The sequence below is a fragment of the Kitasatospora griseola genome (assembly GCF_014648555.1).
GTDB classification, from domain to species: Bacteria; Actinomycetota; Actinomycetes; order Streptomycetales; family Streptomycetaceae; genus Kitasatospora; species Kitasatospora griseola.
Map to the genome: position 1 here is coordinate 40,444 of NZ_BMRI01000008.1, position 22,549 is coordinate 62,992.

20 protein-coding genes are annotated in these 22,549 nt (G+C 73.8%); 6 read left to right on the forward strand and 14 right to left on the reverse strand.

Going from position 1 to position 22,549, the window contains the following annotated elements; genetic code table 11:
* On the reverse strand, nt 1-1,307 hold a 1,307-nt coding region (locus IEZ12_RS12585; RefSeq protein ID WP_229847470.1), incomplete at its 3' end, for an AMP-binding protein.
* Between the two features lie 95 nt (nt 1,308-1,402).
* On the opposite strand from IEZ12_RS12585, the gene IEZ12_RS12590 reads away from it, so the two are divergent.
* Entirely contained in the window at nt 1,403-2,047 is a 645-nt protein-coding gene (locus IEZ12_RS12590) for a response regulator (protein ID WP_100584758.1), read from the forward strand.
* A 32-nt stretch (nt 2,048-2,079) separates the two neighbouring features.
* On the opposite strand, the gene IEZ12_RS12595 is transcribed toward IEZ12_RS12590, so the two are convergent.
* Complete coding sequence (locus IEZ12_RS12595) at nt 2,080-3,462, reverse strand: GAF domain-containing sensor histidine kinase (RefSeq protein WP_189272127.1); 1,383 nt, start codon at nt 3,460-3,462, stop codon at nt 2,080-2,082.
* A gap of 224 nt (nt 3,463-3,686) precedes the next feature.
* On the opposite strand from IEZ12_RS12595, the gene IEZ12_RS12600 reads away from it, so the two are divergent.
* Nucleotides 3,687-5,750: a SpoIIE family protein phosphatase gene (locus IEZ12_RS12600; protein WP_189272128.1), complete on the forward strand. Its 2,064-nt coding sequence runs from the start codon at nt 3,687-3,689 to the stop codon at nt 5,748-5,750.
* Nucleotides 5,751-5,779: 29 nt separating this feature from the next.
* On the opposite strand, the gene murQ is transcribed toward IEZ12_RS12600, so the two are convergent.
* Nucleotides 5,780-6,688 (reverse strand): N-acetylmuramic acid 6-phosphate etherase, encoded by a 909-nt coding sequence (gene murQ / locus IEZ12_RS12605; RefSeq protein WP_229847511.1) that lies wholly within the window; start codon nt 6,686-6,688, stop codon nt 5,780-5,782.
* A 213-nt stretch (nt 6,689-6,901) separates the two neighbouring features.
* Between murQ and IEZ12_RS12610 the strand changes: the two genes are divergently transcribed.
* Complete coding sequence (locus tag IEZ12_RS12610) at nt 6,902-8,419, forward strand: ArnT family glycosyltransferase (RefSeq protein WP_189272129.1); 1,518 nt, start codon at nt 6,902-6,904, stop codon at nt 8,417-8,419.
* Nucleotide 8,420: 1 nt separating this feature from the next.
* Here IEZ12_RS12610 and IEZ12_RS12615 read toward each other — a convergent pair whose 3' ends face one another.
* The 7 genes from IEZ12_RS12615 to IEZ12_RS12645 form a co-directional block, all read right to left on the reverse strand.
* Complete coding sequence (locus tag IEZ12_RS12615; RefSeq protein ID WP_189272130.1) at nt 8,421-9,362, reverse strand: DUF5996 family protein; 942 nt, start codon at nt 9,360-9,362, stop codon at nt 8,421-8,423.
* A 122-nt stretch (nt 9,363-9,484) separates the two neighbouring features.
* Nucleotides 9,485-11,128 carry a condensation domain-containing protein gene (locus tag IEZ12_RS12620; RefSeq protein WP_229847472.1) on the reverse strand — a complete coding sequence of 548 codons (1,644 nt, stop codon included), beginning with the start codon at nt 11,126-11,128 and terminating at the stop codon, nt 9,485-9,487.
* Nucleotides 11,129-11,133: 5 nt separating this feature from the next.
* Nucleotides 11,134-12,012, reverse strand: a complete 879-nt coding sequence (locus IEZ12_RS12625) for a class-II aminoacyl-tRNA synthetase family protein (RefSeq protein ID WP_189272131.1) — start codon at nt 12,010-12,012, stop codon at nt 11,134-11,136.
* Nucleotides 12,009-12,857 (reverse strand): 4'-phosphopantetheinyl transferase family protein, encoded by an 849-nt coding sequence (locus IEZ12_RS12630; protein WP_189272132.1) that lies wholly within the window; start codon nt 12,855-12,857, stop codon nt 12,009-12,011. Before IEZ12_RS12630 ends, IEZ12_RS12625 begins: the two co-directional genes overlap by 4 nt.
* Nucleotides 12,854-13,729, reverse strand: coding sequence for a 2-hydroxy-acid oxidase (locus IEZ12_RS12635; protein WP_189272133.1), 876 nt, complete (start codon nt 13,727-13,729; stop codon nt 12,854-12,856). The genes IEZ12_RS12630 and IEZ12_RS12635 overlap by 4 nt, the downstream gene beginning before the upstream one ends.
* 2 nt (nt 13,730-13,731) lie before the next feature.
* A complete protein-coding gene (locus tag IEZ12_RS12640) occupies nt 13,732-14,055 on the reverse strand; it encodes an acyl carrier protein (protein ID WP_189272134.1) in 324 nt (107 codons plus the stop codon).
* A 131-nt stretch (nt 14,056-14,186) separates the two neighbouring features.
* Nucleotides 14,187-15,119: a 3-oxoacyl-[acyl-carrier-protein] synthase III C-terminal domain-containing protein gene (locus tag IEZ12_RS12645; protein WP_189272135.1), complete on the reverse strand. Its 933-nt coding sequence runs from the start codon at nt 15,117-15,119 to the stop codon at nt 14,187-14,189.
* Between the two features lie 196 nt (nt 15,120-15,315).
* Between IEZ12_RS12645 and IEZ12_RS12650 the strand changes: the two genes are divergently transcribed.
* The 3 genes from IEZ12_RS12650 (at nt 15,316) to IEZ12_RS12660 (ending at nt 18,415) form a co-directional block, all read left to right on the forward strand.
* Complete coding sequence (locus IEZ12_RS12650; RefSeq protein WP_189272136.1) at nt 15,316-16,491, forward strand: glycosyltransferase; 1,176 nt, start codon at nt 15,316-15,318, stop codon at nt 16,489-16,491.
* Between the two features lie 160 nt (nt 16,492-16,651).
* On the forward strand, nt 16,652-17,605 hold the full coding sequence (locus IEZ12_RS12655; RefSeq protein WP_229847512.1) for an ATP-binding cassette domain-containing protein: 954 nt from the start codon (nt 16,652-16,654) through the stop codon (nt 17,603-17,605).
* Nucleotides 17,606-17,650: 45 nt separating this feature from the next.
* Nucleotides 17,651-18,415 (forward strand): ABC transporter permease, encoded by a 765-nt coding sequence (locus IEZ12_RS12660; protein WP_043911405.1) that lies wholly within the window; start codon nt 17,651-17,653, stop codon nt 18,413-18,415.
* Between the two features lie 68 nt (nt 18,416-18,483).
* Here IEZ12_RS12660 and IEZ12_RS12665 read toward each other — a convergent pair whose 3' ends face one another.
* From IEZ12_RS12665 to IEZ12_RS38300, 4 genes are all read right to left on the reverse strand, one after another.
* Nucleotides 18,484-19,791 carry an aminotransferase-like domain-containing protein gene (locus IEZ12_RS12665; RefSeq protein WP_229847473.1) on the reverse strand — a complete coding sequence of 436 codons (1,308 nt, stop codon included), beginning with the start codon at nt 19,789-19,791 and terminating at the stop codon, nt 18,484-18,486.
* Nucleotides 19,788-20,921 carry an alpha/beta hydrolase gene (locus IEZ12_RS12670; RefSeq protein WP_189272138.1) on the reverse strand — a complete coding sequence of 378 codons (1,134 nt, stop codon included), beginning with the start codon at nt 20,919-20,921 and terminating at the stop codon, nt 19,788-19,790. The genes IEZ12_RS12665 and IEZ12_RS12670 overlap by 4 nt, the downstream gene beginning before the upstream one ends.
* The gene (locus IEZ12_RS12675) at nt 20,921-21,889 is read right to left on the reverse strand and encodes a class I SAM-dependent methyltransferase (RefSeq protein ID WP_229847474.1); all 969 of its coding nucleotides are present in this window, start codon (nt 21,887-21,889) and stop codon (nt 20,921-20,923) included. The genes IEZ12_RS12670 and IEZ12_RS12675 overlap by 1 nt, the downstream gene beginning before the upstream one ends.
* Nucleotides 21,890-21,991: 102 nt before the next feature.
* On the reverse strand, nt 21,992-22,549 hold a 558-nt coding region (locus tag IEZ12_RS38300), incomplete at its 5' end, for an alpha-hydroxy acid oxidase (RefSeq protein WP_229847475.1).

Consider the following 22,549-nt stretch of genomic DNA (forward strand, 5'->3'; position numbering starts at 1 on the left):
ATCAGGCCGAGCGGGCGGTGGGCCAGGTCGAGGCTCAACTCGCCTTCCTCGGCGGGCTTTCCGTCGGGGTCGAGGAGGGCGACGCGGTACCCGGGGAGCGGCCGTCCCATCGAGCCGGGCTTGACGGGCTGGCCGGGGGTGTTGCCGATCTGGCAGGTGGTCTCGGTCTGGCCGAAGCCGTCGCGGAGGGTCAATCCCCAGGCGGCGCGGACCTGTTCGATCACCTCGGGGTTCAACGGTTCGCCGGCGCCGACGAGTTCGCGCAGTTCGGTGCGGTGCGCGCCCAGGTCGGCCTGGATCAGCATCCGCCAGACGGTGGGCGGGGCGCACAGCGTGGTGACCCGGCAGCGGGCGATCACGTCCAGCAACTGTTGGGCGTCGAACCGGCCGTAGTTGAAGACCAGGACGGTGGCCTCGGCGTTCCACGGCGCGAACAGGTTGCTCCAGGCGTGCTTGGCCCAGCCCGGCGAGGAGATGTTGAGGTGGACGTCGCCGGGGCGCAGTCCGATCCAGTACATGGTCGACAGGTGGCCGACCGGGTACGAGGCGTGGGTGTGCTCGACCAGCTTCGGCTTGGAGGTGGTGCCGGAGGTGAAGTACAGCAGCAGCGGGTCGTCGGCGAGGGTGATTCCCTCGGGGGTGAACTCCTCGGCTGCGGCGTCGACCCGGGCGTAGTCGTGCCAGCCCTCGGGGGTCTCGCCGGTGCCGCCGACGGCGATCCGCAGCGGGGCGCCGGGGAGTCCTGCGAAGCGGTCGGCGACCTCGGCGGCGGCGATCACCGCGCTCACCTCGCCGCGCTCCAGGCGGTCGGCGAGGTCCTCGGCGGACAGCAGCAGGGTGGCGGGGATCAGCACCACGCCGAGCTTGATCGCGCCGAGCATCACCTCCCACAGCTCGCTGACGTTGCCGAGCATCACCAGGACTCGGTCGCCGCGCCCGAGTCCGAGTTCGCGCAGGTGGTTGGCGACCTGGTCGGAGCGGCGGGCGAGCTGGTCGAAGGTGTGCACGCGCTCGCTGCCGTCGGCCTCGACGACCCACAACGCGGGCTTGTCGTTGCCGCGGGCCATCGGGTCGAAGTGGTCCAGGGCCCAGTTGAACTCGCCCAACTCCGGCCATTGGAAGGTGCGGTACGCGGTGTCGTAGTCGGTGGCGTGCTGCCACAGCACCTCGCGGGCGGCGTGGAAGTTGGCCGTCGACGTGGCACGGTCGAGCCGCGTCCCGGTCCCGGAGTCCGCGCCGGAGGCGGCGCCGTCGCCCGGCCGGGACTGCGGCTGCTCGTTGTTGTGGACGTTCTCGGCTGAGCCCATGGCCTGACCCCTCTGTGTTCAGTTACCGTCGCACCCAATATTTCCGCCGGCCCCGGGTCTGCGGTCCCCCCACCTGGAGAGGAGAGTTCGCTCGGATGGCGGATGGCTCCACTGGTCGTACCGTACGGGTCCTGGTGGTCGACGACCATCCAGTGGTCTGCGACGGCGTGTCCGCGCTGATTCGGCGGGCCGAGGACGTGTCCGTGGTCGGCTCGGCCCGGACGGCACGCGAGGGCGTGGCGTTGGCCGCGTCGCTGCGCCCGGACGTCGTGCTGCTGGATCTGCGCCTGCCGGACCTACCGGGTTCCCGGACGGTGCCGCTGCTGCGGGCGGCCGCGCCGGACGCCCGGGTGGTGCTGTTCACCGCGTTCGAGGACCGGGACGCGCTGTCCGCGGCGCTCGCGGCGGGTGCGCACGGCTGCCTGCTGAAGGACGTCACGGACACAGACCTGGTCGCCCAGCTGCGGCTGGCCGCGGCGGGCGGGCGGGTGCTCGACCCGCGGTTGAACGGTTCGGCCCCGGCCCAGTTGCAGGCGCGGCTGTTCGGGTTGTCGCTCAGCCGGCGCGAGTACGAGGTGATCCGCTCGGCGGCGACCGGACGCACCAACCCGGAGATCGCGGAGGAGCTCGGGCTGACCCGGAACACCGTCAAGACGTATCTGCAGACGGCGATGCAGAAGCTCGGGGCGCGCAACCGGGTCGAGGCAATCCGCCGGGCGCAGCAGGAGCAGTTGCTCTGACGGGGCGGGCGCGGACGGGCCGGTCAGGCCGGTCAGGCCGGGTGGTGCTGCGGACGGGTGGACGACAGCGGGAACGGGGCTCCGGGGAGCGGAAGTTCGCCCCGCAGGGTGGTGCCGTCCTCGTCGCTGTGCAGGTGGAGGCTGCCGCCCAGGCGTTCGTACCGGGCGCGCAGGCCGGGCAGGCCGGCACCGGTGGCCGAGGTGTCGACCTGGTGGTCGGCGGCCGCGTCTGCGGAAAGCGGATTCCCCCCAGTCCCCGGGAGCGGGTTCCCTGCGCGGACGGAAAGCGATTTCCCGCCGTACGCGGAAAGCGATTTCCCCTCGCACGCGGAAGTCGACTTCCCGTCGTACGCGGAAAGCGGTTTCCCGTTGGGTTCGGGGCCCGGCCCGTCGTCAATGACGGCGAGGCCGAGGCGGTGCCGGTCGTGAGTGAGGGTGACGGCGACCGAGCCGGCCCGGGCGTGTTTCTCGACGTTGAGCAGACCCTCGGCGACGGTGCGGCGCAGCAGGGCGGCGCGTTCGGGGTCCAGGCGCGGGACGGGTCCGATGGGGATGAAGGCGGCGGGAGTCCCGGTGCGTTGTTCGAAGCTGTGGAGCGTCTCGGCGAGGTCGGCGGCGAGGCGGTCACCGCCGCACTCGCCGTCGTCGGCGGTGGGCCGGTCGCGGTGCAGGCGGGCGACGGCGGCGCGCAAGGTCGCGGCGGCGTCGCCGAGTTCGCGTTCGAGGCGGCGCAGGCGGTCGGCGATTTCGGGGTGGTGGGCGGTGTCGGCGCGCAGGTCGCGGACGGAGCTGCCGAGGCCGAACAGCATGGCGCCGACACCGTCGTGGAGTTCGGCGGCGATCCGGCGGCGTTCGCCGGTGACGGCGGTGTCGGCGAGGGTGGCGGCGCCGCCGGCGACGTCCACGGCAAGGGTGGCGAGGTAGGCGAGTCGAGTCAGGCCGTCGATGGCGCTGTCGCCGATCTGTCCGCTGCCGCGGATGGCGCCGTAGAGGACGCCGCGGGCGGGGCCGGTGCCGATCGGGAGGCCGACCATACCGGTGACGGCCTCGCTGCCGACCTGCTGGTCGAAATCATGGGTGATGCGGCTGGAGCGATAGTAGTCGCGGACCGCGACGGAGCTGCCGACGGCCGCCACTCGGCCGCCGAGGCCGAGGCCGAGCGGGATCCGCAGGTCGTGCAGGGTGCTGTGGAGCGTGCCCGACCAGGCGCGCAGCACCAGATCGCGGCCTTCCACCAGCCCGCCGAGGCCGAGCTCGAACCCGTGCTCGGCCCGGGCCCGTTCCGCGATGGCCCGGAGCATGCGCCGGGTGTCCAGCATCCCGATCCGATGGATCCGTGCACGCTCGATCCGGTCCAGCTCGGCGAGCGCGGCCAGCACCTCGGCCTCGCGTTCGCTCCCGCCACCGCCGTTCATGCGCGGCAGCGTACCGGGTCCACACATCGACGCCGATCCTCCAGTCACACTGTCCGATCACCATCCCACCCGGGGCCGCGCCCTGCGGGTCGCTGCCACACCATCGATCGAACACCTGATCGATACCGGTGCCGGTGCGGCGTGGCGGTTTGAGGCCTCTGCGTCGCGGAGCGATGCTGAAGGCATGGCCTGGGGGTTGCTGCTCCGAAGGGGAATGTGCGGACATGGCGACACGGGTACCGGGCCGTGCGGCCACAGCGACGGTGGACGGCGCCGGCTCGATCACGGGATGGTCTGCGGCGGCCGAGCGCATGTCGGGGTTCCCGGCGGACCGGGTGCTGGGCCGTTCCGTGTTCGCCCTGCTGGCCGGCGACCCGCCGATCGCCGTGCTGCGCGCGGTGGTTCGGCGTGAGCCGTTCACCGGGATGGTCCGGCTGGTCCGCTCGGAGCGTGATCCGGTGGCGGTGGAGTTGGCGATCGTCCCGGTGCGGACGGCGGGCAGCGAGCCGACCTGGGTGGTGTCCGCGCAGCCGTTGCAGCCGCTGGGAGCCGATCCGCCGCCGATCGTCGAGGTGCCCGAGCGGACCCGCCCGGAGGATCTGGCCAGGAGCCGACTGGCGATGCTCGGCGCGGCCGGCCTGCGGATCGGATCGACCCTCGAAGTGCAGCGCACCGCACAGGAGTTGGCGGACGTCGGGACGGAGGACTTCGCGGATTTCGTCGGCGTGGACCTGTTGGAGCCGGTGTTCGGCGGCAGTCCGCCGTCCAACGCGGGCCTGGTGTTCTCCCGGGTGGCGCAGCAGTCGGTGCTGCCGGGCTGTCCGGAGTCGGCGGTGGCGGTGGGGGCGCGTGACGTGATCCTCCCGGAGTCGCCGATGGCGCAGGTGCTGTCCTCGGGGCGACCGGTGCGGACGGACATGCGGGATCCGATCGTGCGCAGTTGGATCGAACAGGAGCCGCGGCGGCACGAGTCGACAGCGGAGTTCGGGATCCATTCGTTGCTGCTGGTGCCGTTGACGGCACGCGGGGTGACGCTGGGCGTGGCGATCTTCCTGCGGCACCGTTCGCCGGAGCCGTTCGACGACGACGATCTGGTGCTGGCCACGGAGTTGACGGCGCGGGCGGCGCTGTCCGTGGACAATGCCCGCCAGTACACCCAGCAGCGGGACACCGCGTTGGCCCTGCAGCGTTCGCTGCTGCCGGCCCGGACGCCCCGGCAGGCGGCGGTGGAGGTGGCGTTCCGCTACCTGCCGGTGAGCGGTCGGGACGGGGTGGGCGGCGACTGGTTCGACGTGATCGCGCTGTCGGGCGCCCGGGTGGCGCTGGTGGTGGGTGACGTGGTGGGGCACGGGGTGCCCGCGGCGGCGGCGATGGGACGGCTGCGGATGGCGGTGCGGACGCTGGCCGACATCGACATTCCGCCGGACGAACTCCTCACCCACCTGGACGACTTGGTGCTGCGGGTGGATCTGGACGAGCTGCCGGACAGCACCATCACCTGGGCGGGCGGCAGCGTGGGCGCGACCTGCCTGTACGCGGTGTACGACCCGGTGACGCGGACCTGCACGATGGCCCGGGCGGGCCACCCGGGTCCGGCGCTGGTCGGCCCGGACGGCGCGGTGACGTTCCCCGAGCTGCCGGCGGGCCCGCCGCTGGGCCTTGGCGGACTGCCGTTCGAGGCGGAGGAGTTCGCGATCCCGGAGGGCAGCGTGCTGGCGCTGTACACGGACGGCCTGCTGCGGGCCTCGGAGTTGCGCGGCGACCCGACACTCGGCCTGGACGGACTGGCTTCGGCGCTCGCCGAGCCCGCGAACTCCTTGGAGGAGCTGTGCGACCGGGTGCTGTCCGCGTCGCTGGGCCCGGACGCGCCCAGCGACGACGTGGCGCTGCTGCTGGCCCGCACCCGGGCGCTGCACGAACAGGACGTGGCCGACTGGGAGTTGCGGCGCGACCCGGCGGAGGTGGCCCAGGCCCGCAAGCTGGCCGCGGCGGCGCTCGCCGAGTGGGGGCTCGAAGAGGCGGCGTTCGTCACCGAGTTGGTGGTCAGTGAGCTGGTCACCAACGCGGTCCGTTACGGACAGCCGCCGATCGGTCTGCGGTTGATCCGGGACCGCGGCACGCTGATCTGCGAGGTGTCGGACGGCAGCAGCACGGCCCCGCATCTGCGCCGGGCGCGCACCTTCGACGAGGGCGGCCGCGGTCTGCTGCTGGTGGCGCAGCTCTGCCGGAACTGGGGCACCCGGCACACACCGCGCGGCAAGACCATCTGGGCGGAACAGCAGCTCTGAGTCCGCGCCCGGGCAGGATCCCCCCGGGTTCAGCCCGTCAGCGCGGCCCGGACGGCCTCGCGCAGCCGTCCGTCGTGCCGGTCGAGCAGGGCCGCGGCGGTGGCGGCGTCCACGTCGGCGAGCAGCAGCAGGATGGCGTCCTTGACCTTGCCGCCGGTGGCGTCGAGTGCGGTGGCGACGTCGGCGGGTTCGGCGTCGGTGGCGAGGGCGACGATGCGGCGGCTGCGGTCGCGGAGCTTCTCGTTGGTCGCGCGGAGGTCGACCATCAGGTTTCCGTAGGTCTTGCCGAGTCGGATCATGGTGATCGTCGAAATCATGTTGAGCACCAGTTTCTGGGCGGTGCCGGCCTTCAACCGGGTGGAGCCGGTGAGCAGTTCGGGGCCGGTGACGATCTCGATGCCGTGCTCGGCGGCGGCGGCGAGCGCGGAGCCGCGGTTGCCGGACAGGCCGATGGTGAGGGCGCCCAGGGCGCGGGCGTGCTCGACGGCGGCGACCGCGTAGGGGGTGCGGCCGGACGCGGAGATGCCGACCACGGTGTCGTCGGCGGTGAGGTGGAGGGCGTCGAGGTCGGCGCCGGCGGCGGAGCGGTCGTCCTCGGCGTTCTCGACGGCGGCGGTGAAGGCGGCGGGGCCGCCGGCGATCAGTGCGACGATCTGGCCGGGCGCGGTGTTGAAGGTGGGCGGGCACTCGGCGGCGTCGAGGACGCCGAGTCGGCCGGCGGTTCCGGCGCCGGCGTGGATCAACCGGCCGCCGCGGCCCATCCGTTCGGCGATCGCGTCGACGGCGGCGGCGATCGCGGGCAACTCGGCGGCGACGGCGTCCGGGACGGTGCGGTCCTCGGCGTTCATCAGCCGGGCGATCTCCAGGGTGGGCAGCAGGTCGATGCCCGCGTGCTCGGGCCGCCGGGTCTCGGTGGCCAGTCCGGCGAGCGCGGCCAGGTCCGCGGCCGGCTCGGCGACGCCGGGCCGGTTCGGGGCCTCGGTGGGCGAGAGGGGCAGGTCACTGGGGTGCGGGGTGCCGTTCACAGCGCCCGAGCCTAACCGTGCGTCTGCTGCCGAACAATCGCTCGCCGTCCCCCGGTTGCCACATCTCGTCGAAGCTTTGCCGGACCGTCCGGTTGCACGGCGCACCGGGTCTGGCACACTCCCGGCATGGACATTCGGGGGGATGGATCCACTGGCGACTCGACGCCCGTCGCACTGTCGCGGTTCGCATGGCCGCCGGTGCTGGCCGTCGCAGCGGGTGTCGCGGCGCTCCAGGCGGTGCTGCTCGGGCAGTACGGCTTCCACCGTGACGAGCTCTACTTCCTGGCCGCCGGACGCCACTTGGCCTGGGGCTATGTCGATCAGCCGCCGCTGACACCGCTGTTGGCCCGGTGGTCGACGGCGCTGTTCGGCGAGAGCCCGGCGGGGCTGCGGGCGGTCGCGGTGCTGCTGGGCGCCGCGACGATCGTCCTGACCGCTCTGGCTGCACGGGAGTTGGGGGCGCGGCGGGGCGGTCAGGTGTTGGCGGCGGCGGGTGCGGCAGTGTCGGCGATGGTGCTGGCGCTGGGTCACATGCTGTCCACGGCGAGCTTCGACCTGTTCGCGTGGACGGGTATCGGGGTGCTGGTGCTGCGGCTGCTGCGCACCGGTGACCGCCGTTGGTGGGTGGCGGTCGGCGCGGCGGTGGGTGTCGCACTGCTGAACAAGGATCTGGTGCTGCTGCTGGCGGCGGCGCTGCTGCCGGCCGTCTGGTTCACGGGCAACCGACAGGTGCTGCACGGGCGTTGGCTGCCGGTGGGGGCGCTGTTGGCGGTGCTGGTGGCCGCGCCGAACCTGTACTGGCAGGCCCGGCACGGTTGGCCGCAGCTGACGGTGGCGTCGGGCATCAGCGGCCAGGACGGCCTGGCCGACCGGCTGACCTTCGTGCCGATGCAACTGCTGTACCTGTCACCGGTCCTGGTGCCGGTGTGGCTCGGCGGCCTGCGCCGGCTGCGGCAGGAGCCGGAGCTGCGCTGGGCGCGGCCGTTGGCGTACGGCTACCTGGGGCTGTGCACGCTGGTGCTGCTGCTCGGCGGAAAGCCGTACTACGCGTTGCCGCCGCTGCTGCTGGTCATGGTGGCCGGGTGCCAGCCGGTGGTGGACCGGATGTGGCCGGCGACCCGCAGCCGGGCGCGGCTGGTCGGGGTGCTGGTGCTGGCGGTGGCGGTGAACGCGGTGATCACGCTGCCGGTGCTGCCCGCGCGTCAACTCCCGCTCGTGGCCTGGGTGTACAAGGAGTCGGCGGAGCAGGTCGGCTGGCCGGAGCTGGCCGCGGCGGCGGGTGCCGGTTGGACGTTGGTCCCGGCCGAGCAGCGCGGCCACGCCGTGGTGTTCGCCGCCGACTACGGCGAGGCGGGCGCGCTGGCCCGGTTCGGCGGCGACTACGGCCTGCCCGCGCCGTATTCGGGCCACATGTCGTTCGCCGACTGGGGTCCGCCGCCGAACTCCTCGACCGGACCGGTGCTGCTGATCCACCCCGCACCGTACCCGCAGGTCGAGCGGGCCTTCTCCGGCTGCCGCGAGGTCGCCCGGGTCGACAACGGCCGCGGCCTGGCCAACGAGGAGCAGCACGCCCCGGTCCTGCTGTGCGACGGACCGGTCCGGCCGTGGTCGCAACTCTGGCCGCAGCTACGGCACTTCTACTGACCTACGCGGGCGGGGCGGTCCGCAGCACGCTGTCGGTGACGCCGCCCGGGCATTCGCGGCGGCGCCCCCAACCGGCCAGTTCGGCGCCCGCGCGGTAGGCCGAGTTCAGGAAGTCGAGCGCGGTCGCCCACGGGTCGTCGGCGGTCCGGACGTCCGCGTACTTCAGGAGAGCGAGGTGGCTGCCCCGGTTCACGGTCCAGGAGGCGGCGGCCGGGTGCAGGGGGCGGGTGGCGAGGTCGGTGGGTTCGGGGGCGGTGTAGCAGTAGAAGGCGGGCTCGGGGACGTTGTCGTCGCCGAACCAGAAGCCGGAGCTGATGACTTCGCGGGAGTAGGCCTCCCGGGTGACGGGGTCGGCGGCGGGCTGGTCGATCTCGCGGTCGGAGAAGCGGGTGACGGCGAGGTCGAAGGTGTGCCAGAAGTGGTGCACGGGGCTGGTCTTGCCGGAGTAGCCGCTGGCGTACTCCTCCAGCAGCAGGGCGACCTGGCTGAGGATGTGCCAGTAGGTGGTGACGGCGGCCGGGTCGTAGCTGCGGTGTTCGTCGTCGTCGGCGAACGGGCGGTGGCTGTCGGGCAGGTCGTACGGGTAGGGGTGTTCGGGGACGATGTCGATGTCGAGGTGGATGAGGGCCCGCAGGGTGTCGCGGTAGAAGTCGCCGACGGAGCGGCCGATCAGCGGGAAGGAGTCCTCGCGGCCGCCGAGGGTGCGGAGGTACAGCCGGTGGTCGGTGAAGTCGAAGTCGATGGTGAAGGCGTCGCCGCCGCGGGTGGGGCCGGTGGGCCGGGTGGTGATGCCGCGTCCGGTCAGGTGGTAGGGGACGTTCCACCAGTGGTTGCGGCGGGGGCTGCCGGCCAGCCGGATCTTGCCGATGACCTGGGCGAATCGGTGCAGGGTCTCCTTGGTGTCCCGCCAGGACTCCAGGGGCAGGGGCGGAAAGAGTTCCATGGTGCGCTCCGGCTGGGGGTGGGTCGCGACGGGTGTTGCGTCCCATCCTCGCGGGGCGGGCCGCGCCGTCCGGGTGCGACGCGCCCGGTTGGCGGGGAGACTGCTCCACCCGGGTGCCGCGGTCAGTCCCGTCCGCTGCCGCTGCCGCCGGTCAGCTCGTAGCGGTGCGGCGCCATCGCGGTGTCGTGCCCGGGCAGCGCGGCCATCACCGCGGCGTGCGCCTGCGCGGGGGAAAGCGCCCGACCGCCGGTGTCGACCCTCGCCGTCAACTCGCCGTCCTGCCAGTGCACTTCGACGTCCTTGGCGTCGAGCGCGGCGCGCAGCAGGTCGGCGACGGCGTCCAGGTCGATCCAGTTGGCGCCGATCTGCTGCCAGCGGGCCTTGTCGCGGCGGCCGACGGGGAGGCCGGTGAGGGCGGCGAGTTCGCCGTCGGGTCCGAGGCGGACGGTGCGCCGGCCGGCCAGGTCGAGCAGGCGGAGCAGGGCGTGCGCGAAGAGTTCGGTCTCTTCGCGGTCGAGGACGTCGGGGTGGGTGTGCAGGGTGAATTCGAGGCAGCCGGCGGTGCGCCAGATGTTGAGCATCAGCCGGGTGGGGGTGGGTTCGGCGGGGTACCAGGCGAGGTCGGGGTCGGTGGGCGGGTCGGGCCTGGTGGCGGCGACGCTGTCGGGGACGGTGGCGCTGAGGTCGTTGACGACGACGTGGCGGGCGAACCGGGCGCCGCGGCGGTGGGCGACGTCCTCGATCAGCTGCCAGATGCGTTCGGCGTCGAAGGTGGCGTGCCAGTAGCCGGACAGCGCCTGGGCCTGGGTGCGGCCGATCAGGGTGTCGAGGTCGGGGCAGTCGGTGTCGACGGCGAGCAGGGCGTCCTGGGCGAGGGTGCCGATGTGCTCGGCGAGGCCGGGGCGGTGGCGGTTCGCGGACAGGGCGGCCATCACCACTGTGCCGCGGGCGGCGCGGTGCGCGGCCAGGGCTGCGTAACACGCCAGCAGGACGGCCGAGTTGGAGGCTCCGGTGCGCCGGGCGGCGCGGACCAGGGCGGCGGCCCCCGCGGTGGAGCGGACGCCGAGCGTGGGCAGCTGGGTGTCGTTGGGGCCGATCCGGTCGTCGGCGAACACGGCGGACGGCTGGTCGGCGAGGATGTGTTCCCAGTGCCGGAGCGCGGCGCGGGTGCGGCGCTGCCCGGAGCTGGACCGCTCCTGCTCGGCGACCTCGATCGGGGTGGGCGCGGCCGGCGGGGGCAGGGTGCCGCCGGCCGCCAGGGTCAGCCACTCCTGGTACAGCAACCCGGTGGCGACGCCGTCGAGTTGGGCGTGGCAGATGACCACGGCGAGCAGCACGGGGCGGTCGTGGCGGGTGAGCAGGGCGAACCGCAGCGGAAAGTCCTCGGCCAGGTCGAAGGCCTGGCGGCGGCCGTCCCAGCAGTAGCGTTCGGCGCACTCGGCCGGGTCCTCGTCCGCTCCGAGTGCGATCACCCGGACGGTGAACTCGCCTGCCGATCTGACGCGTTGGCGCTCGGGCTGGCGGTCGGCGGGGCCGGGGAAAACGGTCCGCAGCGCGGCGTGCCGTTCGGCGAGGGTGCGCAGCGCGGAGAGGCAGCCCGCCAGGTCGGCGGTGGCGGGGACGGTCCAGGTGGCCTGCTTGTTCATGTGCGAGGGTTCGTCGTGGCGCAGGCAGCGGATCATGTTGTCCTGGCCGAGCGTGAGCGGGCCCTCGGCCTCGGCGGTTTCGACTCCGAACTGCACCACGACGTCTTGCTGTTGGGACACGTGCGTCAGTCTCCGTTCAGGGCGGTTCTGATGGCCTCGGGCCAGTCGACGGGGCGGGAGCCGTGGGTGTGCAGCAGGGCCAGGGCGATCCGGTCGAGGCCGAAGGCGGTGCAGGCGGTGTGGCCGGGCGCGCCGTCGGCGGTGAAGGCGAAGGCCTCGCCGAAGTGGTCCTTGTGGATGTTGGCGGAGGCGATCGCCTGCACCAGTCCGTCGGCCACCGGGACCCGCAGTTCGAACTTCAACTCCTGGGCGCGCTGCGCCGCTTGGTAGAGGCGTCGGCCGCCGCCGAAGAACGGGTCGTCGGCCAGGTCGATCGACGGCTTGAGGCCGAGCGTCTCCAGCCAGTCGGCGACCCGCTGCAGCCAGTGTTCGCGCCAGTCGAGGCAGTGGGCGGGGGTGCCGGCGGTGACGAGTTCGGCCATCCGGAAGGTGCGCAGCCGGCCGGGTTCGGCGGTGGCTTCCTGCCGGAAGCACTGCGCTTCGACGCTGAACCGGGCGGGGTGGCGGAGGTCCTGGCCGGTGAGGGTGGCGTACACGGGGTAGCAGGCGGCGGGCAGCAGGACCAGGTCGGACACCGTCTGCCGGTCGTGCCAGGGCCCGGATTCGGCGATCAGCGGGGCGAGTCGACGCCAGTCGGCCGCGCTGCCGGTGTAGCTGTGCACGGTGCCGAGCAGCTGCGGGAAGGACGCGACGTACCCGGCCTGTTCGATGGTGGCGCGGGAGATCACGGGTGGCACGACCAGCCGCTCGAACGGTTCGTCGGCGGCGAGCCGGGCGATCGCCTCGCGCAGCGCGCCGAGCAGCTTCTCGTAGGCGGCGGACTGGAGTTGGACGCCGGCGGCGGCGGTGGGCAGCGGGGTGGCGTCGTCGGGGTGGCGGGTCATGGTCTGCCTTCGAGGTCGGGCCGACGGGTGGCGAGGGTGCGATGGGCGCCGGAGCCGTCGACGCGATGGAGGTGGTGGGGGTCGAGTCCGTCGACGCGATGGAGGTGGTGGGCGTCGGAGCCGTCGACACGATGGAGATGGTGGAGGTCGAAGCCGCCGACGCGATGGGCGCCGAACTCCTCGGCGAGGTCGGCCGGGTAGGAGAGCAGCCGCGGCCGGACCGGTCGGCTGCCGGTGCGGGCGGCGGCGGCCCGGTGGCCGGGCGGTGCGGGCAGGTCGTGGACGGTGCAGGGCCCGAGCGGCCCGTCGATCCGGTACGGGCCGGGGCCGCCGACCGGCCCGGCGTGGGTGCGCAGCCCGTCGGCGAGGCGACCGCCGTGGGCCTTGGTGTACGCCTCCTTGCGGGTCCACCGGCGGGTGAACTCCGCAGCCCCGCCGCCGGTTTCGGACGCCGGGTAGTAGCGCCGGGCAAGTCGGGCGGCCGCGTGGCCGATGGGGACGGGTTCCAGGTCCACGCCGATCTCGCCGTCCCCGTCGGCACGTTGCTGGACGGCGAACAGCGCCCACCGGCCTGCGGTGCTCAGGTTGACGCTCAACTCGCCTTCCATGCCGACGGGTTCGGGTCGTCCGTGCGGGCCGCGCCGCCACCGGACGAGCTCCGGAGGGACGCCCGCGGCAGCGGCGGTCAACAGGCGGGCGGCGGCGTGCGCGGCGAGGTAGCGGCGCCGACCCGGCCCGTCGGGGGTGCGGGCGGCCCGGGCGCGTTCGTCCGGGTCGAGCAACTCCCCGAGGGCGGCCGCCTGTTCTTCGGTGATGTCGGTGGCGATCAGCCAGATCTCGGTCATCCGGCGGGCTCCTCGGGCGCCCAGCAGGCCAGGTCGAGCCTGCCGGTCTCCGGCTCCCGGTCGGCGAGCGCGAGCGGACGTCCGGCGAGCCGGGGATCGGCGAGGGCGTCGGCGAGGGCTGCCCAGCCCCCGGTGTACGGGTTGCCCGGTCGGGCCCGCCGGGTCTCCGCACCGCCGGGCGCGGGGACGTCGACCAACCCGGGGCCGAGCACCAGCAGCGCCCGCGCTGGCAGCCATGCCGTGAACTCCGCTACCACTTCCCCTATTTGACCGGCAGTCACATCGACACGGCTGTCTAGCAGTTGGAGCGCCCGGCCTCCCCCGCCGGACTCCCATAGCAGCGCGGAGGCGGAGTGCCGGTCGGGCAACCGGGCCGGGCGGTGCGGCCGGTGGTGCAGGTCGGCCTGTTCGACGGCGATCAGCAGGGCCCGCCGCGCGCCGCCGGTGCGGGCGTAGGCGTCGGCGATGCCGAGCGCGCTGAAGGTGCCGCCGACTCCCTCGTCGCAGATGGCGAAGGACAGCGGCTCGCCCGGGCACACGCCGGCGAGCTGGATCGCCACCGACTGCCCGGGGCGGACGTCGGGCGTGGCGTACACCAGCGCCAGCAGGTCGACCGGGCGGGCCGGGTCCACCAGCTGCCGCACGGCGAGTTCGGCGAGCGCGGCGTAGGACTGGCCGCGGGCTCCGGCCAGCGCGTCCTCGTCCAGTGCCATGCCGTAGGGGCGGGCCAGGTCGGCGGTGAAGGTGCGCAGGTCGGGGTCGGCGGCGAGCGGGGAGTCGCCGGTCAGGTCGAAGGCGCGGGCGGCGGTCAGGCGCAGCGGGGAGGCGGTGCGCGGCAGGGTGGTGGCGGGCAGCGGTCCGCGGACGCGCACGCTCAGTCCTCGGCGATGACGTGTCCGGCGACGAAGCCGGCCAGGGTGCCGACCGACCGGAGGTCGTCCTGGTCGATGCCTTCGACGTCGATCTGCACGTCGAGGTGGTCCTCCAGCTCCAGGATGAGTTCCAGGGTGGCGGCCGAGGTGAGGCCGACCTCGTCGAACAGGCAGGCGTTCTCGGTGACTTCGGGCAGGTCGCGCTTGAGGACGCGGGGCAGCAGCAGCAGGATTCCGTCGAGTGCGCGGCTGCGCAGCTCGGGGTCGACGGCATCGTCGGCCGGATCCTGCACGAGGGTGGAGGAGTCGGTGGCGGAGTCGGTCATGGCGATTCCCTGTCGGCGGGGCCCGGGGGTGCGGGCCGGGTGCGGCGCTCACGCGGCGGCCGGTGGCGCGGCTCCTTCGCCCGGGCGTGCCGGACCAGGGGGCGGTGGCGCCCCCTGGTTCGGAGCGGGCCTCAGTGCTGGAGCACCATGGCGGCGAAGGTCGCGCCGAGTCCGGACGCGGCGACCAGGTAGCGGTCGCCGCGGCGGAGCAGGCCGCGGCCGGTGGCGGTGTGGTGGTTGAGCAGGATGTCGGCGGCGAAGCTGTGCCCCGCTGCCGGGACGTTGTCCAGCACCACCCGGTCGGGCGGGTACCCGATCCGGCGGCAGATCCGTTGCCAGGAGATCCGGTTGACGTTGTGCGGGAGCAGCAGCCGAATCGACTCCCAGCTTTCGCCGGCTTCGTTCAGCGCGGCTTCCATCACCGCGATCATCAGGTCCGGGTAGCTGCGCTGGTAGCGCGCCATCAGCTCCGGATCGTCGGCGAGTCGCCCGTCGAACTCGCCGCGCTGGTCGACCGCGTAGGACAGCACGCGGTCGTGTTCGCCTTCGGCCCGTACCAGAGCGGCCGCCGCCCCTTCGCCGAAGAGGGCGGTGTCCGGGACGATGCGGGCGTCCCGGGTGAAGGTCTTCTCGCCCGCCAGGATCAACGCCAGCGCCTCGGGGTCGGGGTCTGCCGCCAACAACCGACCGGCCACGTCGAGCGCCAACAGCGAGCCGGCGCACGCGTGGTGGGTGATGGTGAAGGCACGGGCGTGCGTCAGCCCCAGACGGCCGAGCGCGTCGTGCAGCGGGTTGTGCGGGTAGGGGGCCGCGATCGGCAGGCTGCGCGCGTGCAGCACGTACTTCACGCGGTGTTCGTTGCCGGACAGCTGGGCCAGGGCCTTCGCTGCGGCGGTGAGCAGATCGGTCAGGTCTCCGTCGCGGTCCACCCTGACCTGGTCGAGGCCGTGGAACCGGCGGAAGAGCCCGATCTGACGAGCCGTCAGTCCGAGGCGTTCCCCGACCAGTTCGATCGGTTCGGCGACGGGCGGAAGGTGGACGGCGACTGCTTCCAGAGCGGTCACGCGGGCTAGTATTCCCACGCCTCACCGGCCCGCACAAGGGATCTCCGGCGTTTCCTTCCCGACTTCCCCTTGTGGTCTGTACCACTTCTCCGTCGTTGGCACACGACGCACACAGATCTCTTCGCCCGGCCCGGCGATTCCGGGCGCACGTCGCGCAGTCGCATGCGCCGCCCACCCCCTCCCGAGAGGATTCCCCATGCCCGCACCCACCTCCCCCGGGGGCGCGTTGCGCCTGCTGATCGTGGCGCCGCCGCTCGCCGGGCACCTGCTGCCGGCCCGGGCACTGGCCCTGGCCTGGGCCGCACGCGGGCACCGAGCCGCCTGGGTGGGGCCGGAGTCCGCGCTGCGGCCGGTGCTCGGGCCGGACGCCGTGGTGCGTCCCACCGGCGCCCGGCTGTTCCGAAAGCAGGCGGTGGGCGGGGCGGCGGCGGTGCGTTCGCTGTGGGACGGCTTCGTGGTGCCGCACACCAGGTTCACGCTGGGCGCGGTGCGGCGGGCGGTCGAGCAGTGGCGGCCGGACGTGGTGCTGGTCGACCAGCACAGTCCGGCGGGCGCGCTGGCCGCGCACGGTGCGGGCGTGCGGTGGGCGTCCTTCGCGCCGTCCTCGCTGGAGATCGGCGATCCGCCGTTCGGCGACAGCGAGTTGGCGTCCTGGCGGGACGAGGTGCTGCACGGCCTGTGGGAGCGGGCCGGCCTGCCCGCCGCCGAGTTCACCGACCCGCGCTTCTCCCCCGGCCTGGTGATCGCCCCGACCTGCCGGGAGCTGGCCGGGCTCGACCGGGTGCCCGCCGAGTACGCCCTGGTCGGGCCGCTGCTCGCGGACCGGCCCGAACCGCCGTTCCCCTGGGAGCGGTTGGCGCCGGGACGCCGCCGGGTGCTGGTCACCATGGGCACGCTGTCGGCCGAGGTGGCGGGCGATTTCCTGCACCGGGCGGCCGCCGCGCTCGCCGAACTCCCGGACGTGCAGGCCGTGGTGGCGGGCCCGCCGGACGCCGCTCTGCCGCCGGGCGCGGTGGCCTGCGACCGCGTTCCGGTGCTGGAACTGCTTGAGCGCGGGGCGGTGGACGCCGTACTGTGCCACGGCGGGATGAACACCGCGGTCGAATCCCTCGTCCACGGGCGGCCGTTGGTGGTCGCGCCCATCCGCCACGACCAGCCGGTGACGGCCGGTCGGCTGGCCGCGCTCGGCGCGGCCGTCCGGGTCGACTTCGCCACCGCCACCTCCGGGGAGCTGCGCGCGGCGCTGCGCTCCGTTCTCGACGACCCCTCGTTCCGCACCGCCGCCCAGCTGCTCGGACGTCAACTCCTGGCGGGCGGCGGCACGGTGGCGGCCGTCGAGCGGCTGGAGCGGTTCGCCCGCGCACCGCGCTGAGCGCCGGATCCGCCCACCTGGTCCAGACCATTGTCGGCGGGCGGGGCCGGGCCCTAGGGTCTGCTCCGGCGTCCGCCACCCCTCCCCGGGAGCACCTCCCCACCGCTTCCGAACCCACCGCATCCGAACCCACCGACCAGCACAGGAGTCCGGGTTGATCGTGACCAAGGGGCTGCGCAAGTCCTTCCGGCCCCGCCGCGGCGCCGCCACCGTCGACGCGGTGCGCGGCATCGACCTCGACGTCGCGGAGGGCCGGATCTACGGCCTCCTCGGCCCGAACGGCGCCGGCAAGACCACCACGCTGCGCATGCTCGCCACCCTGCTGCCGCCCGACGGCGGCGCGGCCACCGTGGCCGGCGCCGACCTGCGCACCGACCCCGGCGAGGTCCGCCGCCGGATCGGCTACGTCGCCCAGGGCGGCGGCACCACCGACCACGCCACCGCCCGCGAGGAACTCGTCCTGCAGGCCCGGATGCACGGCATCCGCAAGGCCGAGGCACTGCGACGCGCCGAACAGGGCCTGGCCGCCTTCGACCTCACCGAGTTCGGCGACCGCCCGTGCCGGACCTACTCCGGCGGCCAACGCCGCCGCCTCGACCTCGCACTGGGCGTGGTCCACCGCCCCAAAGTGCTGTTCCTGGACGAGCCCACCGTCGGACTCGACCCGCGCAGCCGCGCCCAGGTCTGGACGGAGGTCCGCCGCCTGCGCGATCAGGGCATGACGGTGCTGATCACCACCCACTACCTGGACGAGGCCGACGCCCTGTGCGACCGGATCGGCATCGTCGACCACGGCGGCATCGTCACCGAGGGCACCCCCGAGCAGCTCAAGCAGCAGATCTCCGGCGACGCCGTCACCATCGGCCTCACCGACGCCGGGGCCACCGCCCGGGCCGCGCACGTCCTCGCCGAACTCCCCTGCGTCCGACGCCTGGAGGCGCTGCCCGAGGAGGACGGGTTGCGCCTGCACGTGGACTCCGCGGACACCGCGATCCCGCAGCTGCTGCGCGCGCTGGCCGCCGCCGGCCTGGAGCCGGACCACGTCCAGCTGCAACGCCCCAGCCTGGACGACGTGTTCCTCGCCCTCACCGGCCGCTCGCCGGTCCACAGCTGACACCGCGCCGGCCCCCGCCGCCGCCCCGACGCCCCCGAGGTCCCCGTGAAGCTCGCCCGCGACACCTGGCTGGTCTACCAGCGCCAACTGCTCCTGATGGCCCGCTCACCCGCGTGGCTGGCCGTCGGACTGCTCCAACCCCTGTGCTACCTCCTGCTGTTCGCCCCGCTGCTGACCTCCGCCCTGGCCGCCTCCGGCGCGCACAGCACCGCCGACGCCTACCGGATCTACGTACCCGGCCTGCTGTCGGCACTGGCCGTGATGGGCGGCCTGTTCACCGGCTTCACCCTGCTCGGCGAACTGCACGCCGGCATCATCGAACGCTCCCGGGTCACGCCCGTCAGCCGGGTCGCCCTGCTGCTCGGCCGCGCCCTGCGGGAGACCACCGCGCTGCTCGTCCAGTCCCTGCTGATCGCCGTCCTGGCCATCCCGTTCGGGCTGACCGTCGGCTTCACCGATCTGCTGCTCGCCATGGCGCTGCTCGCCCTGATGGCTCTGATGGCCTCCTCGGTCTCCTACGGCCTCGCCCTGCTGGTGCCCACCGACGCCGCCCTCGGCCCCGTCGTCAACACCATCGCCCAACCCCTGGCCCTGCTCTCCGGCACCCTGCTGCCAATCGCCCTCGCCCCGGCCTGGCTTCGCACCGCCGCCTCCTGGAACCCCTGCTACTGGGGCGTCGAGGGCATGCGCGCCCTGTTCGCCGGGCACCTGGACGCGCCCGAGGTCTGGCGCGGACTGCTGCTGACCGGCCTGATGACGGTGCTCGCGGTGGCCTGGGCGGCCCGCCTGTTCGCCCGCCGGATCCGCTGAAACCTCCTGGAAGGCAGCACTGATCGGGGCCCGGCGAGGTGTGCCGGGCCCCGATCAGTGCTGCCGCGTCAGGTCTGCCGCACCGTCCGCTCCGTCACGAACCGGGCCAGCCGCCGCACGCCCTCCACGATCTGGTCCGGCGTCAGGTAGGAGCAGGACAGCCGCAGCTGGTGCTCACCGCCCCCGCCGGGGTGGAAGCCGTCCATCGGGGTCCACAGCACGCCGTACTCGCGGGCGCAGGCGTCCAGGGCCCGGGCGTCGGCCCGGAACGGGACGGTGACGACCGCGAAGAAGCCGCCCTCCGGGGTGTTCCAGGAGATGCCGGGGAGCGGACGGAAAGCGGTTTCCAGTTCGGTCAGCAGGACGTCCATGTTGTGCGCGTAGAACTGCCGGGCGGGCTCGTTGGCCTCCCGCAGGCGCAGCCCGCCGGCCAGCAGCATGCCGCCGATCACGGCCTGGCTGAGCGCCGAGGTGTTGACGGTGGTCATGCTCTTGAGCTTGGCCAGTTCGTCGGCGAGCAGGCCGAGCCGCCCGTCCGGTGCGGCCACCTGCTGGTCGGCGAGCACGTAGCCGACCCGGGCGCCGGGGAAGCAGGTCTTGGCGAACGATCCGAGGTAGACCACGTTGCGCCGGTCGCCGTCCAGCGCCTTGAGCGTCGGCCGGACGGGCCCGTTGCGGCCGAAGAAGCCGTACGGGTTGTCCTCGATCAGCAGGACGCCGGTGGACTCGGCGACGTCCAGCAGCCGTCGGCGGGCGGTCTCGTCCAGGCTGGCGCCGCTCGGGTTGGCGAAGTCGGGGACGACGTAGCAGGCCCGGGGGCACTTCCCGGCGGCCCGCAGCTCGTGGACGGCCGCGGCCAGGGCCTCCGGGTCGAGGCCGCCGTCCGGGCCGGCCTCGGGCACCGGGCGGACCGTCAGGTCGATCAGCCGGGCGGCGCCGGTCACGCCGACGTAGCACGGCGAGGAGACCAGCAGCACGTCGTCCGGACCCGCGCACAGGGCCCGCAGCACCAGCAGCATGCCCTCCTGCGCGCCGACCGTGACCACCAGCGCCTCGGGGTCGGCCGTGATGCCCTCGTCGGCCTCCAGTGCCCGGGCGATCAGCGGCCCGATCAGGCCCTTGGTCCGCCCGTACTGGAACACCTCCTGGCGGACCTGGTTCTCCGTCAGCCCGCGCTCCTCGCGCAGGTGCCGCAGGTACCTGTCCAGGTGGCCGGCGATGTCCGCGGGGTCGAAGAACTCCTCGTGCGGGCGGCCCGGCGCGAACGAGATCGCCTCGGGGTAGCGCCCGGTGACCTCGTTGAGGAACGTCATCGCGTCCAGCAGCGGGTCCGACAGTGAACTGTGCAGCTCGCCCAGCCGCAGCACCCCGCTCACCGGGCGGCCTCCGCCGGCGCCGTGCGCTCCGTGCGCTCCGTGTGCACCGTGTGCACCGCGGGTGCCGCGTGCGCCGCGTAGGCCGTCCTCAGCCGGTCCGCGGCGAACAGTTGGGCCACCCGGCCGTCGTCCAGCACGCCCGGCATGGCGAAGAACCCGTGCGGCATGCCCGGGTAGCGGCGCAGCGTGACGGGGACGCCCGCGGCCTGCAGCGCGGCGGCGTACTGCTCGCCCTCCTCGCGCAGCGGGTCGTACTCGGCGGTGATCACGGTGGCGGGCGGCAGGCCCTGGTGGTCGGGGGCGCGCAGCGGGCTGGCGAGGGGGTGGGCGGCGTCGGCCGGATCGGCGAGGTAGTGCGACCAGTACCAGGCCACCGAGCGACGGTTGAACAGCGCCGGATCCTCACCGCGCGCCGGATCCTCACCGCGCATCGGGCCCTCACCGTGCATCGGATCCTGACCGTGCACCGGGTCCTCACCGCGTGTCGGCCGTCCTCCGTGCACCGAACCCCCTCCGTCAACGCCCGTTGACGAATCGCCTGCTGCGGGAACCCGGTGATCGGTGTTCGGGTAGATCAGCAGCTGGTGCACGATCGCGGGTCCGCCGCGTTCGCGGGCGAGCAGGGTGAGAGCGGCCGCGAGGTTGCCGCCGGCGCTGTCGCCGCCGACGGCGATCCGGGCCGGGTCGAGGCCGAGCCGTCGCGCGTTCCGGGCGATCCAGTCGAGTGCGGCGTAGCAGTCGTGGACGGCGGCCGGGAAGCGGTGCTCGGGGGCGTGCCGGTAGCCGACGGCGAGGACGTCGGCGCGGGTGTCGTTGGCGAGCGCGCGGCAGATCGGGTCGCCGGTGTCCAGCGAGCCGAGCGCCCAGCCGCCGCCGTACAGGTACAGCAGCGCGGGGCCGGGGCGGTCGGTCGCGGCCTGTGGGTGGTAGTGCCGCAGGGTGAGCGGGCCGCCGGGGCCGTCGATGGTGAACTCGTCGACGGCCGCGACGGGTTCACCGGTGCCTGAGGCGGCGCGCAGGTCGGCGAGGTCGGCGGCGCGGGCCCGGTCCAGGGTGAGGGTGTACAGCGGCGGGGTGCCGGCCGCGGCGCGGCGGGCGCGCCACGCCTGGGCCTGCGGGTGGAGTGGCATCAGTGCGGTCCTCCGGGGGCGACGGCCTCCAGGTAGATCGACTCGTCCTTCCGGAAGGCGGTGTCGAGGTCGGCCACGTCGGGACGTACGCCGATCTGGAACTCCCGTCGTTCGATGGCGAATTCGTGGTAGCCGGCGCGGTCGAGGACGTGCCGCAGCTCGGCCTCGTCGTAGATCCACCGGTGTCCGAAATGGTAGAAGATCTGGTTCAGCATGAACGCGCGGCGCTCCGGCATCGGCGGGCCGACCCGCATGGTGCACAGGCGGCGGCGGTGGCGGCGGAAGAACTGCTCGTTCCCGTCGAGGTATCCGTCGATGTAGCGCGCCAGGTCGGGGGTGGTGAGGCGGAGCACGCCGCCGGGGCGCAGGATGCGGCGGACTTCGGCGAGCCAGTGCACGGCGGTGCCGAGCGGGACGTGTTCGATCAGGTGCTCGGCGTACACCCAGTCCACGCTGTGGTCGGCGAACGGGAGCGGCCGGCCGATGTCGAGCTGGGTGAACAGGCCGGCGCCGTCGATCCGGTAGACCGGCCCGGGGCTGGTGGCTTCGTGGTCGGTGTGCAGGCCGACCAGGTCGGTGCCGAGGCCGTGCGGATGCCGGGTACGGAACGCGGCGAACTCGATGCCGGTGACGCCGAGCTCCTGGAAGTCTCCGTGCGTGTGCGGCACTTCGGGGCGGACGGTGTCGATCGAGGCGCACCGGGCGAGGTTCTCGGTGAACGCGTCGGTGCGGGCTTCGAGCCCTGCGGGGTCCTCCCAGTCCCAGTCCGCGAACAGCTCGCCGACAGCTGCGGCTCCGCCGGCTGCGGCTGCGGCGGGCCCGGCTCCGGCGACGTCGGCTCCTGCGCGTGAAACTGCGACTGCGACGGGTTCGGCTGCCGCAGGCTCGACTGCGACGGGCCCGGCCGCAACCGGCTCGGGCCTCGCGGGCTCAGGTCTGGCGGGCTCGGGTTCTGCGATGGTCGCCACGGGGTCCTTTCCTGCTGGCGTGCGGGGGTGCGAGGGGGCCGACAGCACCTGCTTGTCGGTGTCTTGTCATGAGCCCCTATATATAAGGAGAACGATGCGCGTTCAGAGCGGCGCGGCGGCAGCCGGCGGCCAGGGCGCGAGCGCGTCGCGGTCGAGGGCGGCGAGCGTGGGTCGACCGGCCAGCACCATGGTGTCGAGCAGCTCCTCGCGGAGCAGGTCGAGCACCGCCCTGACGCCGTCCGCGCCGCCGTGGGCCAGGCCCCACAGCACGGGGCGGCCGACCAGTGCGGCGCGAGCGCCGAGCGCGAGGGCCGTGGCCAGGTCGGAGCCGTGCCGCAGGCCGCCGTCCACCAGCACGGGGTGCTCGGCGGGGACGGCGTCCACGACCTCCGGCAGGACGGCCAACGCGGGCGGGACGCCGTCGAGTTGGCGGCCGCCGTGATTGGAGACGATCAGCGCGTCCATACCGTGCTCGACGGCGAGCCTGGCGTCCTCGGCGGTGAGGACGCCCTTGAGCACCAGCGGCAGGCAGGTGCGCGCCCGCAGCCAGGCCAGGTCGGCCCAGCTGACGGTGGGGTCGAACTGCTGCCGGGAGTGCTCCTCGATGCCGGAGCGACCGGCGACCGAGTGCCCGGCGCTGCTGGTCAGTCGGGGGTCCAG